This window comes from Aeromonas sp. s13, assembly GCF_040907905.1.
Lineage (GTDB): Bacteria > Pseudomonadota > Gammaproteobacteria > Enterobacterales > Aeromonadaceae > Aeromonas > Aeromonas veronii.
On record NZ_JBFOCS010000007.1, the window covers coordinates 1 to 15,384 of the forward strand.

The following is a 15,384-nucleotide window of genomic DNA, read 5'->3' on the forward strand; positions in this document are numbered from 1 at the left end:
CGACCCTGCCAGGATTTAAAACGGTTAACGCGAGATGTGCGTGGCGGCATCAGCCAGTCACGCGGATCGACGCAAGAGGATAAAGCACAATGTCCAAACAGATTATGGTGCCGGATATCGGCGCCGATGAAGTTGAAGTCACCGAGATCATGGTGGCCGTGGGTGACAAGGTCGAGCTGGACCAGTCCATCATCGCGGTAGAAGGCGACAAGGCCTCCATGGAAGTACCGGCTCCGTCTGCCGGTATCGTTAAAGAGATCCTGATCAAGGTGGGCGACAAGGTTGCCACCGGTTCCCAGATCATGATCTTTGAAGCCGAAGGCGCTGCCGCCCCTGCGGAAGTCGCTGCACCGGTTGCTGCTGTTCCGGCCGCCGCACCTGCCGCTGCCGTGCGCAAAGATGTGCACGTACCGGACATCGGTGACGACGAAGTGGACGTGACTGAAATCATGGTTGCCGTGGGCGACATGGTAGAAGCTGACCAGTCCATCATTGCCGTGGAAGGTGACAAGGCCTCCATGGAAGTACCGGCTCCGTTCGCTGGTCGCGTAGTCGAGATCAAGGTTGCCGCTGGTGCCAAGGTCTCTACCGGCTCTCTGGTGATGGTATTTGAAGTGGCTGGCGCTGCGCCTGCTGCTGTTGCTGCTCCGGCTCAAGCTGCCACGCCCGTGGCTGCTGCCCCGGTTGCCGCCGCAGCCAAAGAGGTCAACGTACCGGATATCGGTGGCGACGAAGTGGAAGTCACCGAGATCATGGTTGCGGTGGGTGACAAGGTTGAAGCCGACCAGTCCCTTATCGCCGTGGAAGGTGACAAGGCCTCCATGGAAGTGCCTGCGCCGTTCGCCGGTGTGGTCAAAGAGATCAAGGTGAAGGCGGGTGACAAGGTCTCTACCGGCTCCCTGATCATGGTATTCGAAGTGGCTGGCGCAGCTCCTGCCGCCGCGCCGGTTGCTCAAGCTGCCGCCCCGGTCGCTGCAGCCCCTGTTGCCGCTGCTCCGGCTCCGGTTGCCCAGGCTGCTGCCGCTGCGACCGATTTCGTTGCCAACGACGCTTATGTACACGCCTCTCCGGCGGTACGCCGTCTGGCGCGCGAGTTCGGTGTCAACCTGGCCAAGGTGAAAGCCTCCGGTCGCAAGGGCCGCATCGTCAAAGAAGACGTGCAAGCCTACGTGAAGGATGCCATCAAGCGTGCCGAGTCCGCTCCTGCCTCTGCGGGCGTAGCCGGTGGCAACGGTCTGGGCGTTCTGCCGTGGCCGAAAGTAGACTTCAGCAAGTTTGGTGATGTGGAAGAGGTCGAGCTGACCCGCATCCAGAAGATCTCCGGTCCGAACCTGCACCGCAACTGGGTCATGATCCCTCATGTCACCCAGTTCGACGAAGCCGATACCACCGAGCTGGAAGCGTTCCGCAAAGAGCAGAACGCGATGCTCGAGAAGCAGAAGGCAGACGTGAAGATCACCCCGCTGGTGTTCATCCTGAAAGCCGCCGCCAAAGCACTGGAAGCTCACCCGCGCTTCTGCAGCTCCCTGTCCGAAGATGGCAGTAAGCTGATCATGAAGAAGTACATCCACATCGGTGTGGCGGTAGATACCCCCAACGGTCTGGTTGTGCCCGTGGTGCGCGATGTTAACAAGAAGGGCATCATGGAGCTGTCTCGCGATCTGGCCGAGATCTCCAAGAAGGCCCGTGCCGGCAAGCTGACCGCTGCCGACATGCAGGGCGGTTGCTTCACCATCTCCAGCCTGGGTGGCATCGGCGGTACCAGCTTTACCCCGATCGTCAACGCGCCGGAAGTGGCCATCCTCGGTGTTTCCAAGTCCGAGATGAAGCCGAAGTGGAACGGTAAAGAGTTCGCGCCGCGCCTGATGCTGCCGCTGGCTCTGAGCTACGACCACCGCGTGATCGATGGTGCTGATGGGGCTCGCTTCATCACCACCATGAACGGCGTGCTGTCCGACATTCGTCGACTGGTCCTGTAAGTGAGAGGGCGGGCCCAGAGCCTGCCCTTTTTACTTCTCATTTCATTAACATGATCGTAAACTTGCCCCGTTTTTTTCACGGCTGCAGCCACCCGTTTCGGTATAAGACTGCGCTGTCCGGGGATATAAGAACGACAAAGAGGTCATGATGAGTAAAGAAATCAAAACCCAGGTCGTAGTACTGGGTGCTGGCCCTGCCGGTTATTCCGCTGCTTTCCGTGCAGCCGATCTGGGTCTGGATACTATTATCGTCGAGCGTTACTCCACCCTGGGTGGCGTCTGCCTGAACGTGGGCTGCATCCCCTCCAAGGCGCTGCTGCACGTTGCCAAAGTGATTGAAGAAGCCAAGGCGCTGGCCGAGCACGGCATCGTCTTCGGTGCACCGCAGACCGACATCGACAAGATCCGTCTGTGGAAAGAGAAGGTTATCAACCAGCTGACCGGCGGTCTGGCTGGCATGGCCAAGATGCGTAAAGTTCAGGTTGTTAACGGCTTGGGTAAATTTACCGGCCCGAACACGCTCGAAGTGACCGGGGAAGACGGCAAGACTACCGTGACCTTCGACAACGCCATCATCGCGGCCGGTTCCCGTCCGGTGAAACTGCCGTTTATCCCGCACGATGATCCCCGCGTATGGGACTCTACCGATGCGCTGGAGCTGAAAACCGTTCCCGGCAAACTGCTGGTTATCGGTGGCGGCATCATCGGTCTGGAGATGGGTACCGTTTACTCCTCTCTGGGTTCCGAGATCGACGTGGTGGAATTTGCCGACCAGCTGGTTCCGGCTGCCGACAAAGACATCGTCAAGATCTACACCAAGCGTGTGGCCAAGAAATTCAACATCATGCTGGAGACCAAGGTCACCGCAGTTGAAGCGCGCGAAGACGGCCTGTACGTCTCCTATGAAGGCAAGCACGCTCCGGCCGAGCCGGTTCGTTACGACAACGTGCTGGTTGCGGTAGGTCGTGTGCCGAACGGCAAGATGCTGGATGCCGAGAAAGCTGGCGTTGCCGTGACCGAGCGCGGTTTCATCGAAGTGGACAAGCAGCTGCGTACCAACGTGGCGCACATCCACGCCATCGGTGACATCGTTGGCCAGCCGATGCTGGCACACAAAGGTGTTCACGAAGGTCACGTTGCCGCCGAAGTGATCGCCGGCAAGAAGCACTACTTCGACCCGAAAGTGATCCCGTCCATCGCCTACACCGAGCCAGAGATGGCCTGGGTTGGTCTGACCGAGAAGGAAGCCAAGCAACAGGGCCTGAACTTCGAAGTCGCCACCTTCCCGTGGGCTGCTTCCGGTCGCGCCATCGCGTCCGACTGCTCCGACGGTATGACCAAGCTGATCTTCGACAAGGAGAGCGGCCGCGTCATCGGTGGTGCCATCGTGGGTACCAACGGTGGTGAACTGCTGGGTGAAATCGGTCTGGCCATCGAGATGGGTGCTGACGCCGAAGATATCGCGCTGACCATCCACGCTCACCCGACTCTGCACGAGTCCGTGGGTCTGGCTGCCGAAGTGTTCGAAGGCTCCATCACCGACCTGCCGAACGCCAAGGCCAAGAAGAAAAAGTAATTTTCTTCCCCGCTTGTCTAAAAAGCCGCTCGAATGAGCGGCTTTTTGTTTTCTCCTTGCAGCCCCGACTTCGACAAAGCCCAATATGCTAAAGATAGGTTTTGGCACTGATGAGAGAGGTACGATGCTAGAAGCACCCATTCCACCCGATGAGGCATTGCGGTTGGAGACCCTGCGGCGGCTCTCTTTGCTCGATTCCGAGGCTGAGGATCGGTTTGACCGGCTGACCCGCATGGCCCGACGGGTGTTCAATGTCCCCATCGCGCTGGTGAGTCTGGTGGATGAAGATCGTCAGTGGTTCAAATCCTGTATCGGACTGGAGGTCCGTGAGACCGCCCGGGACATCTCGTTCTGTGGCCACGCCATCATGGGCAATGAGACCTTTATCGTGCCGGATGCTTCGCAGGATCCCCGCTTTGCCGACAATCCGCTGGTGGTGGGTGGGCCCGGCATCCGCTTCTATGCCGGACAGCCACTGCGGATCGCCAACGGTTGCAAACTGGGGACGCTCTGCATCATAGATACGGTGCCGCGGGAATTGAGCGACGAGGATGTGGGGCTGCTCAAGGATCTGGCGGCGATGGTGGTGCGGGAGCTCGAAGCGGTGCAGCTGGCCACCATTGATGAGTTGACTCTGATCTCCAATCGGCGCGGGTTCGTGATGCTGGCGGAGAAGAGCCTCTCGCTGGCCAGTCGTTTGCAGATGCCACTGGCGCTGCTCTATCTGGATCTCAATGGCTTCAAGGGGATCAACGATCGGTGGGGGCATGCAGAAGGGGATCGGGCCCTGATCGCCTTTGCCACTCTGCTCAAGCAGGCTTTTCGTGGCGCCGACGTGTTTGCCCGCATGGGCGGCGATGAGTTTGCCGTCCTGTTGCCCAATGTGGTAGAGGCGCAGGCGCAACTGGCCTATGAGCGTTTCAATGCCATTTTGGCCGAGCACAATCAGCACAGTGGTTGCGGTTATGCACTGACCTGCAGCACCGGAATTGTCTGCTATGACGGGCGCGGTTGTGCCTCTCTGGCCGAGCTGCTCACCCGCGCGGATGAGCTGATGTATCAGCGCAAACGTGATGGCAAGGGCTGACTGCTATGCCGGATTAGCCGCCACCAAAACAACAGAGAGCGCCACGGGCTCTCTGTTGTTGATGACTCAGGTCAAGGTCGGGGTCAGAGTCGGAAGTTGCCAACCAGCTTGTCGAGCTGACCGGAGAGCTGCTGCAGGCTGCGGCTCGATTCGGTCAGCTGGTGGGCGATATCGGCGGTCTCCATGGTGAGCTGGTTGATGTCTTCCACGTTGCGGTTGATCTCGCCGACCACGCTGGACTGCTCCTCGGTGGCGGTGGCGACCTGGATGTTCATGTCGTTGATCTGGGTGATGTGGGCGGTGATCTGGCCGAGGGCGGCGTTGGCCTCATCGGCCTGGCTCACCACCTCCAGACTCTGGTCGCGCCCCTGTGCCATGGCGCTGACAGCGCGGGCACTCTGCTCCTGCAAGCGGTTGATCATCCCCTGGATCTCGGCGGTCGAGGCGGCGGAGCGGTTGGCCAGATTGCGCACCTCATCTGCCACCACGGCGAAACCGCGACCCTGTTCACCGGCGCGAGCGGCCTCGATGGCGGCGTTCAATGCCAGCAGGTTGGTCTGCTCCGAGATGCTGCGGATGGTTTCAAGGATACTGCCGATGGAGTCGGTCTGGCTCGCCAGCGACTCGATAACCCCTGCCACCTGCTCAATCTCACCGGAGAGGTCGACGATGCCGTGGCGTGCCTGCGCCACCACTACCGCTCCTGCATCGGCCTGATCGTTGGCCTGTCTGGCTACTTCGGCTGCCAGCGAGGCGTTACCTGCGATCTCGCTCACCGTGGCCCCCATTTCATGGATGGCGGTGGCCACCTGCACGGTGCGGTCACGCTGGGCAGTACAGTTATGCTGGGTCAGCTGCGCCTTGTTGGCCACCTCGTTGGCGGTGGCCGCGAGCTGGCGGGAGTTCTCCGCCACCTGCTCGATGGAGCCGTGGATCTTGGCGACGAAGTTGTTGAAACCGGTGGCGACCTGACTCAGTTCGTCACGTCCTTCCACTTTCAGGCGCTGGGTGAGATCCCCATCGCCGCTGCCCAGCTCTTTGAACAGGCGGGCCAACTCGTTAAGCGGGCGGCTGACCGAGCCTGCCAGCAGCATCCCAATCAGACCCATAGCCAGCGCAATCACCAGCGAGATCATCAGGATCTCGTTGCGGGTCTGATCCAGCTCGGCATAGATCTCGGCTTCTGGCACCTGGGCCACCAGATACCAGTCGAGCAGCGGGATATAGCTGCTGGCCAGTACCATGGGCTCACCATTTACCTTGGCGTTGATAACGGCAAAGGGGCGTTTGGCCAGCAGGCTGCCGGTATCTCCGCTGGCAATGTTGCCAAGCGTGTCACGCTCGATGCGGTTGGCCTCGGGGTGCAGTTTCACTTTGCCGCTGCCATCGACCATAAAGACGATGCCGCTCTCTTCCAGCCGGAAGTTGGAGACCATGGTCACCATGGTGTCGAGGGATTTGGCAAAGCCGGCCAGCCCGCGCCCGTTGAGCTGCTGGAAGTTGACGAACAGCTTCACCTCGCCGTTGCTCTCGCGGAAGATACTGAGGGTCATCTCCTTCTGGCTCTTGGTGTAGTCATAGAACCAGGCATCTTGCGTGGGGGTCAGGTTGCGCAGAAAGCCATCCTGGTTGTAGTAGGCTGCACTCTGGCGATCGGCGAAGGAGGCGGTCACCAGACCATACTGGTTGGCCACATCCTTGAGCTGGTTGATGAGGATTGGCTCCTGCTCTTTGGGCATGCCCCGATCCACCCAGTCGAGGATGAAGCGGTCGGTGGCCAGTTGGCGTGCGGCCTGGGCAATGCCGTGGAGATCCTGTTCAATCTCCTTGCTGATCCGCTGGGTCAGGTTGGGGAGCTCCTGCTCGAACATCCGGTTTTCGATCAGTTGCTGGGCCGAGCGTTGGCTGAAGTAGCCTACCAGCAGGCAGGAGACGACCACGGCCAGGGTGACCGTGGCCAGTATTTTCTGTTTAAGAGTGAGGGTTGCCAGCATAAAGGTGCTCAAAAGGTTGAGATTGACGACGCTCATATTAGCGGCAGCGCGGCGCTACCCATGAGGCTTGCAGCCCTTTATTTGCGGATTACGTTTGCGCTCACAGGGGCGGCGACTCGCCCCTTCGCCATGCTGCACTCGCGGGATGCGGATTGACGGTTGCGCTAACTGCCGGGCCCCTTATAGTAGAGGCCATCCTTGGTGACTGACCCTCTGAATAATATGGAAAATATGATGCGCAGCTTAGGTGCGGGATGGACCCGTCTGCTTTTGGTGATGCTGGCGGCCTGCCCGCTGCTGGCTGTGGCGGCACAGGGGGAGCGCCCGAAGATTGCGGTGGTGCTCAGTGGCGGCGGCGCCAAGGGCTCGGCCCATATCGGCATTCTCAAGGTGCTGGAGCAGAAACGGATTCCGGTCGACATCATAGTCGGCACCAGCATGGGCTCTTATGTGGCGGGGATGTATGCCATGGGGCTCAGTGCCGAGGAGGTGGAGCGCACCACCTTGGCCATCGACTGGAACAAGGGGTATCAGGACAAGGTTGGCCGCGACGAGCTGTCGTTGCGTAAAAAGCAGCAGAACGAACAGTATCAGCTGCGCACCGACATCGGGGTGAATGGCGATACCACCCAGTTGCCGGACGGTTTCTTCCAGGGCCAATCCATGGCCAGCCTGCTGCGGGGGGCCACCTCCAACCTGCCGGTGCAGGAGAGCTTCGATGATCTCCCCATTCCCTATCGCGCCATGGCGACCGACATGGAGACGGTCACCCCCTTTGTGCTGGATCACGGCAGCCTTGCCAGGGCGATGCAGGCCTCCATGTCCATTCCCGGTGCCCTCAAGCCGGTGGAGTGGGAGGGGCACATCCTGGCGGACGGCGGCAGCGTCAACAACATGCCGGTGGATGTCGCCAAGGCGATGGGGGCCGATGTGGTGATCGCGGTGGATATCGGTGCCAAGCTGCGTACCCGGGAGTCCCTCAAGTCAGGGTTGGCGATGATTGACCAGCTCACCACCTACATGACCCAGGTGGGCACCGACAAGCAGAAGGCGCTGATGGGACCGAAGGATATTTTGATCGCCCCCGAGTTTGGCGATATGGGGATCGCCGACTTTGCCCGGATGCCGGAGGGGATCAAGGTCGGTGAGACGGCGGCTGACAAGGTGTCGTTGCAACTCGATAAGCTGTCGCTCACCAAGGCGCAGTACAACGCCTATCGCAACCAGAAGCTGAGCCGTCGTGCCGAGCGTAGCGGTCAGCCCGCCTACTTCATCGACAAGGTGGAGATCATCAACAAGTCGCGCCTCTCGGATGAGACGGTGCGCGCCATGCTGAAAGTGCGGCCGGACAAGGTACAGACCAACGAGAGTCTGGAAGCGGGCATTCGCCGCCTCTATGCCCTTGAGTCGTTCGATCGCATCACCTACGAGGTGGAGGAGCGTGACGGGGAGAATGTGCTGCTGGTGGACGCCAGCGAGAAGAACTGGGGGCCGGGCTACCTCAACTTCCAGTTCGGTTTCACCGATGACTTCGAGAACACCTCCAACTACAACGTCGGCATGTCCTATACCCTCACCAACGTCAACGAGTGGGGTGCCGAGTGGCTGACCGAGGCGTCGCTGGGCACGGCCAAACATATCAAGACCGACTTCTATACCCCGCTCGAACCCTCCCAGACCTTCTATGGTGAGGCGAGTCTGGCCTATGACCAGACCCTGCGCCGCCTGTTTTTCCCCAATCCGGATCCCGAGACGGTTTCGATAAGCTATCTCGACTCCGAATACTCCTTCTTCAGCGGCGATCTGGCGGTGGGCTGGAACCGCCAGCCCTGGAGCCGGTTGTCGATGGGACTGGAGGGACAACTGGGCACGATTGATGTGAAGAACTTCAAGGGGCTGGAGATGGATGCCACGGCGTGGGGCCCCTATGTCCGCTTTGAACACGACAATCTGGATAGCCGCTATTTCCCCTATCAGGGGGTGAAATGGGATATGAAACTGGGCCACTCCCACGTCAGTGTGGATGGACTCGAGTCGGCAGATGGCCGCAGTGAAGGCTGGAATTATCAGCTTTCGATGATCAAGCCCTGGTCATGGGACAGGCACAGCCTCAACCTGATCCTCGAAGGGGGTGGATCGGGCAGTGAAGAGGTGGTGCCACTGCATATTCAGGATCTGGGCGGGCTGTTCCGCCTCTCCGGTTTCCAGCGCTACCAGCTGAGTGGTCGCTACAGCCTGTTTGGTGGCCTGCGCTACATCTATCGGGTGGCAGACAATGACTTCGGTGCCCTCAAGATGCCGCTCTATCTGGGTGGATCTCTGGAGCAGGGCGGGGTCTGGAACAAGGGTGAGGATATCAGTCTGGAGAGCTCGTTTACCGCCGGGTCGGTTTATGTCGGGGTGGAGAGCTTCCTCGGCCCTGTGTTCCTCGGCTACGGCATGGCGGAGGGGGGCAATGACGTCTTCTATCTGCAATTGGGCAGTACGTTCGAATAATGCTGAAATGATGCCAATTTGTTAACTCTGGTTGAGGGCGTTCAATTAATTTTCAAAAAATACCAGTCTGTTTAATTGGTTACGATTTTGTGGTGAATAAGTAAACAGGGTTTGGATTTTAATTAGTCGTTAAAACTTATATAGTGGGGAGCACCCTACGGGGTGTCCCGCAAGGACGATCGCCGCGAGCGTGGGCGAACCCCAAAAAAAAGACCAAAGAGGAATTAGTCGTGCTTGAAACATACCGTAAACACGTCGCAGAACGTGCCGCCGAGGGCGTGGTTGCCAAACCTCTGGATGCAGAGCAGGTCGCCGCCCTGGTTGAGCTGCTCAAGAACCCGCCCGCTGGCGAAGAAGACTTTCTGAAAGAGCTGTTGTCCTCCCGTATTCCCCCCGGTGTTGATGAAGCGGCCTATGTCAAAGCCGGTTTCCTCACCGCCGTCGCCAAGGGCGAAGCCCACTCTCCCATCCTGACTGCCGCCGAAGCTGTCGAGCTGCTGGGCACCATGCAGGGTGGTTACAACATTCAACCGCTGATCGACCTGCTGGATCATGCCACTCTGGCGCCGCTTGCCGCCAAGGGGCTCTCCCACACCCTGCTGATGTTTGACTCCTTCCACGACGTGGAAGAGAAGGCCAAGGCGGGCAATGTCCACGCCAAACAGGTGATGCAATCCTGGGCTGATGCCGAGTGGTTCCTCTCCCGCCCGGAGCTGGCCGAGAAGATCACTGTCACCGTGTTCAAGGTGACCGGCGAAACCAACACCGACGACCTCTCTCCGGCACCGGACGCCTGGTCCCGCCCGGATATTCCGCTGCACGCCCTGGCGATGCTGAAGAACGCCCGTCCCGGCATTACCCCGGACAAGGATGGCGCCGTCGGCCCCATCAAGACCATCGATGCCCTGAAAGAGAAAGGCTTCCCGCTGGCTTATGTGGGTGACGTGGTCGGTACCGGCTCTTCCCGTAAATCCGCCACCAACTCCGTGCTCTGGTTCATGGGCGACGACATTCCGTTCGTGCCGAACAAGCGCGCTGGCGGTGTCTGTCTGGGTGGCAAGATTGCCCCGATCTTCTTCAACACCATGGAAGATGCCGGCGCTCTGCCCATCGAAGTGGACGTCTCCAAGCTGGAAATGGGCGATGTGATCGACATCTACCCCTATGCCGGCAAGATCTGCAAACACGGCACCGAACAGGTGCTGGCGCAGTTTGAACTGAAAACCGACGTGCTGATCGACGAAGTGCGCGCCGGTGGCCGTATCCCGCTGATCATCGGTCGCGGCCTGACTGACAAGGCCCGCGAGGCGCTGGGTCTGCCGTTTTCCACCGTGTTCCGTCGCCCGCAGCCGGTGGCCGATACCGGTAAAGGCTTCACCCTGGCCCAGAAGATGGTGGGCAAGGCGTGCGGCGTGAAGGGCATTCGCCCGGGCACTTACTGCGAGCCCAAGATGACCACGGTCGGCTCCCAGGACACCACGGGCCCGATGACCCGTGACGAGCTCAAAGATCTGGCCTGCCTCGGCTTCTCCGCCGATCTGACCATGCAGTCCTTCTGCCACACTGCCGCCTATCCCAAGCCCATCGACGTACAGACCCACCATACCCTGCCGGACTTCATCATGAACCGCGGCGGTGTGAGCTTGCGTCCGGGTGACGGCGTCATCCACTCCTGGCTGAACCGCATGCTGCTGCCGGATACCGTGGGTACCGGTGGTGACTCCCACACCCGTTTCCCCATCGGTATCTCCTTCCCGGCGGGCTCCGGTCTGGTGGCTTTCGCCGCTGCTACCGGCGTGATGCCGCTGGATATGCCAGAATCTGTGCTGGTGCGCTTCAAGGGCGAGCTGCAGCCGGGCATCACCCTGCGTGATCTGGTGCATGCCATCCCCTACGCCGCCATCCAGAAAGGGCTGCTGACCGTCGAGAAAGCGGGCAAGAAGAACATCTTCTCCGGCCGTATCCTCGAGATCGAAGGTCTGCCGACCCTGAAGGTAGAGCAGGCGTTCGAACTGGCGGACGCCAGCGCCGAGCGTTCCGCTGCCGGTTGCACCATCAAACTGGATAAAGAGCCGATCATCGAGTACCTGAAGTCCAACATCGTGATGCTGAAATGGATGCTCTCCGAAGGTTACGGCGACGTGCGCACCATCACCCGTCGCATCAAGGGGATGGAAGAGTGGCTGGCCAACCCGACCCTGATGGAAGCGGACAAGGATGCCGAGTACGCCGAAATCATCGAGATCGATCTGGCCACCATCAAGGAGCCGATCCTGTGTGCGCCGAACGATCCGGACGATGCCCGTCTGCTAAGCGACGTGGCTGGCGACAAGATCGACGAAGTGTTCATCGGTTCCTGCATGACCAACATCGGTCACTTCCGTGCCGCCGGCAAACTGCTCGAGAAGTATCAGGGCGAGCTGCCGACCCGCATGTGGATCGCGCCACCCACCAAGATGGACAAGGATCAGCTGACCGAAGAGGGCTACTACGGCATCTTTGGTCGCGTCGGTGCCCGCATCGAGATCCCGGGCTGTTCCCTGTGCATGGGCAACCAGGCGCGGGTAGCGGAAGGGGCCTCCGTGGTTTCCACCTCCACCCGTAACTTCCCGAACCGTCTGGGTAAAGGTGCCAACGTCTATCTGGCCTCTGCGGAGCTGGCCGCCGTTGCCGCCATCCTCGGCAAGATCCCGACCGTGGCGGAGTACCTGCAGTACGCCAAGGCGCTCGATGCCACTGCGGCAGATACTTACCGCTACCTCAACTTCAACGAGATCGCCTCCTACACCAAGAAGGCCGATGCGGTGATCCTGCAACAAGCCGTTTAACGGAGTTCTTGCGCGATTTGCGCAATAAGAAGCCAATAATGCCGCGTATTTACGCGGCATTATTTATTTGTGTGTTATTCACCGTCTTTTTTGAAGATTGTTTGCACGATCCTTGCTAGAGAGATCCAACCACCTGTTTGGTGGTTCGTTTTATAAACGCTTTGGGTTATGTTGTTCGGTTATGTGCGGTAATGATGAGGCATCGTTATCGAGGGAAAGTGGATATCTGTTCACTGGGTGCTTGCGTTGGCAGGCCTGACGAATTGCGGCGTGGTTCTTTATGTTTCTGTTCAGGATCGATCTCTCCCGAACCGGGTTACGCTTCGGCGGTGCCTTGCTGGTCTTTACCCTGCCGCTGCTGGTGGGAGCTTGGCTCATCCACAGCAATTATGTGCAGGAGCTGAAAGCGGAATCCAGCGCCTCGGCCCACAAGGCTAGAACCCTGATGGAGTCGATGCTGGATCATGCGGAGCAGGCCAATCGCTCCGTGCTGCCTCTGGTGAATGCTCCCTGTCGCGACAACCTGCTGGTGCTGCGCAAGAAGGTCGCCATCGAGCCCTTCCTGCGTTCGGTCAATCTGGTGCGAAACGGCATCATCAATTGCACCTCGCTGTTTGGTGAGGCCAATGATGCCGATGACGGCTCCATTTACACCGGCCGCAAGCTGTTGCTGATGAGTGGCAACCGGGTGCGGCAAAATCACCCGCTGCTGGTAGTGCGCACCGAGCAGGGCAAGGATGCCGCCTTGAGCGCCATCGACAGTACCCAGCTCAGCTTCATGCTCTCCATGAGCGGAAAATCCAGTGCGCTCTATCTGCAGGTGGGGTCTGCCTGGCTCAATGAGTCGGGCCGCTATCTGAGCGAGGCGCCCACCCTCCATCGCGGGATCAGCCAGGCCCTCACCTCATCCCATTATCCTTTCACCATCCATGCCGGTTATGCCATGCCGGTCTACTGGAAGTCGCTGTGGGCCGCGCGGCATGTGGCGCTGTCGTGGCTGGCGGTTTCCTCGCTTTTGCTGGCCTGGCTGGTGTGGTGGGTGCTGGGGCGGCCCGGCTCGCCAACAGATGAGTTGCGACGAGCCCTGCGGGCCAGGGAGTTTGTTCCCTATCTGCAGCCGCTGATTGCCAGCCACGACGGCAAGATGATGGGCGCCGAGGTGCTGATGCGCTGGGAACATGTCAATGAAGGAGTGATCCGGCCCGATCTCTTTATTCCGCAAGCGGAGGAGTCGGGACTGATCGTCCCCATGACCACCCATATCATGAAGCAGGTGGCGACAAGGTTGAACCGCTCTCAGGAGCAGTTGCCCGATGGGTTTCATATCAGCTTCAACATCAGCGCCGCCCATTGCCACGATTTTGCCCTGCTGGCCGAGTGTCGCGCCTTCCTCGGTCACTTTGTTCCCGGCAAGGTGGTACTGGTGCTGGAGCTGACCGAGCGGGAGCTGCTGATGTCAGATCCCCAGACCCTCTCCCTGTTCCGGCAGCTGGACGAGATGGGGGTCAAACTCGCCATCGACGACTTTGGTACCGGCCACTCCAGCCTGGCTTACCTGCAGCAGTTCCATGTGGATTACCTCAAGATCGACAAATCCTTTATTGCCCGCATCGGTACCGAGTCGCTCTCGGAACATATCGTGGATAACGTGATCGATCTGGCGACCCGGCTCGGTCTGGCGCTGGTGGCGGAAGGGGTGGAGAGCGAGCGTCAGGCTGACTACCTCAGGGCCAAAGGGGTCGACTATCTGCAGGGATACCTGTTTGCCCGCCCCATGCCGCTGCGCCAGTTCTGCGAGGAGCTGCTGCCAGAAGAGGCGCAGACCCGCCAGCCAGATGGGGTACGAGGCATCCCGAACGCCACCTGATCTATCGGTGACAGACGGGCGCCCAAGCTCCCGTCTGGCAGGGTAGGGGAGTGCTCTCTCCCTATCCCCCCTCGAGTGCAGGGGCTTGTTTTCCATGCCTTGTGGCTCACTTTTCGGTAGAATCGGCGCTCATTTTGACGTCAGTAAAAGATGAGGCGCGGTATGACGGTTCAGTTCCAGGCATTTCACAGCATCAAGGCGATCGGTAATCGGGAGGTGCTGTTCAACTGGTCGAGAACCAATCCCCTCGGGGCGCTGGATCAGGTGTGGCGTCCGAAAAACCGCGACGAGCTGCAGCAACTGCTGCGGGAACACCCCGAGCGCAAGCTGCGCCTTATCGGCTCCGGCCTCTCTTTCGAGCCCATTCACAGCGTCTATGCCGAGGGCAGTCAGGCGCTGCTGGTGGACTTGCACCACCTGCGCGGCCAGCTGGCGAAAACGGCCGATACCGTGACATATCAGGCGGGGACGCCCCTCGATACCGTTTATGCCGAGCTGATCGCCATGGAGCGGATGCTGCCCGCATCCCCGGGCGTTATCGGCATCCAGACCCTGGGCGGCGCCCTCAGCACCGGCACCCACGGTCAGGGGCTGCACCAGTCTGCCCTCTGCGATGCGGTGGAGGCGATGACGGTGATGCTGGCCAATGGCGACATCATCCGGGTGGATCGCACCGACCCGCGCTTCGGGGCCTTCGTGATGGGGATGGGGATGCTCGGTATCCTGCTCGACGTCACCCTGCGCACCGTGTCCAACCGCATTATGCGCTGCACCAAGTTCACCACCGACTACCCCTTCCTGCTGGAACACAACGAGCGGCTCAACCGCGAGCACGGCTTTGTGAAGAGCTGGTGGTTTGCCTGGACCGGCGAAAGCCACATCTGGCTGGTGGATCCCGCCTCCGAGGAGGAGGTTGCCCGTTATCGTGCCGGTGGCAGCGAGCCGCTGCTGCTGGATGGCGATATCGACGCCCGCATGAATGCCACCATTGATGCCACTTTGCAGAAGATGGCGAAAGACACCAAGGATGAGGCGCTGGCCGGTGAGCACTTCGAGACAGTACGCCGCTTCAAGGATGCCTCCGATCTGGTGGGCAACGTCTACCAAATTCTCTGCAAGGGGATCCCGGCACCTCAGATCAACTGTGAGGTGGCGGTGCCGCTGCATCGCATGAACGAGGCGCTGGAGACTCTGCAAGCGTGGCAGCAGGCCAACCCCGGCGTGTTGCACTACCCCTTTATCCTGCGCTGCACTGGCCCTTCCGAGGCCTGGCTCAGCGCCGCTTATGGCCAGCCGGTCTGCTGGATCGGTTTTCTGGTCTATCTGGCTGCGGACGGCACCTTCGTCAACGGCTCCATGGAGCAGATGCGCGAGCTGCAGCAACTGCTGGTGCCGCTCGGTGGCATTCCCCACTTCGGCAAGCATCTGGCGATGGATCTCTACGACTTCCCGGCCTTGCTGCCGCGCTGGAACGACTTTGTTGCGTTGAAAGCCGAGCTCGACCCCCACGGCCGCTTTGAAAACCGCTGGCTCAGCGACCTGTTTGCCAACCGGTAA

The 15,384-nt window shown here is 60.0% G+C and carries 8 protein-coding genes; 7 read left to right on the top strand and 1 reads right to left on the bottom strand.

All coding sequences use genetic code 11. The annotated features are described in order from the left end of the window. Window positions 1–89 precede the first annotated feature (89 nt). The 3 genes from aceF to AB5Y82_RS00860 all read left to right on the top strand — a co-directional run bounded on the left by aceF (window position 90) and on the right by AB5Y82_RS00860 (window position 4,642). The gene (gene aceF / locus AB5Y82_RS00850) at window positions 90–1,979 is read left to right on the top strand and encodes a pyruvate dehydrogenase complex dihydrolipoyllysine-residue acetyltransferase (protein WP_159144445.1); all 1,890 of its coding nucleotides are present in this window, start codon (window positions 90–92) and stop codon (window positions 1,977–1,979) included. A gap of 148 nt (window positions 1,980–2,127) precedes the next feature. Beyond that, on the top strand, window positions 2,128–3,555 hold the full coding sequence (gene lpdA, locus AB5Y82_RS00855) for a dihydrolipoyl dehydrogenase (RefSeq protein WP_005341659.1): 1,428 nt from the start codon (window positions 2,128–2,130) through the stop codon (window positions 3,553–3,555). A 124-nt stretch (window positions 3,556–3,679) separates the two neighbouring features. Then, window positions 3,680–4,642 (top strand): sensor domain-containing diguanylate cyclase, encoded by a 963-nt coding sequence (locus AB5Y82_RS00860; RefSeq protein ID WP_368173528.1) that lies wholly within the window; start codon window positions 3,680–3,682, stop codon window positions 4,640–4,642. 83 nt (window positions 4,643–4,725) lie between these two features. On the opposite strand, the gene AB5Y82_RS00865 is transcribed toward AB5Y82_RS00860, so the two are convergent. Further along, window positions 4,726–6,636 carry a methyl-accepting chemotaxis protein gene (locus AB5Y82_RS00865; protein ID WP_159144443.1) on the bottom strand — a complete coding sequence of 637 codons (1,911 nt, stop codon included), beginning with the start codon at window positions 6,634–6,636 and terminating at the stop codon, window positions 4,726–4,728. A 234-nt stretch (window positions 6,637–6,870) separates the two neighbouring features. On the opposite strand from AB5Y82_RS00865, the gene AB5Y82_RS00870 reads away from it, so the two are divergent. From AB5Y82_RS00870 to AB5Y82_RS00885, 4 genes are all read left to right on the top strand, one after another. Further along, window positions 6,871–9,132: a patatin-like phospholipase family protein gene (locus AB5Y82_RS00870; protein ID WP_111899850.1), complete on the top strand. Its 2,262-nt coding sequence runs from the start codon at window positions 6,871–6,873 to the stop codon at window positions 9,130–9,132. A 230-nt stretch (window positions 9,133–9,362) separates the two neighbouring features. Next, a complete protein-coding gene (acnB, locus tag AB5Y82_RS00875; RefSeq protein WP_005355080.1) occupies window positions 9,363–11,960 on the top strand; it encodes a bifunctional aconitate hydratase 2/2-methylisocitrate dehydratase in 2,598 nt (865 codons plus the stop codon). 280 nt (window positions 11,961–12,240) lie between these two features. After that, complete coding sequence (locus AB5Y82_RS00880) at window positions 12,241–13,827, top strand: EAL domain-containing protein (protein ID WP_088868335.1); 1,587 nt, start codon at window positions 12,241–12,243, stop codon at window positions 13,825–13,827. A 162-nt stretch (window positions 13,828–13,989) separates the two neighbouring features. Further along, window positions 13,990–15,384: a D-arabinono-1,4-lactone oxidase gene (locus tag AB5Y82_RS00885; RefSeq protein ID WP_111899851.1), complete on the top strand. Its 1,395-nt coding sequence runs from the start codon at window positions 13,990–13,992 to the stop codon at window positions 15,382–15,384.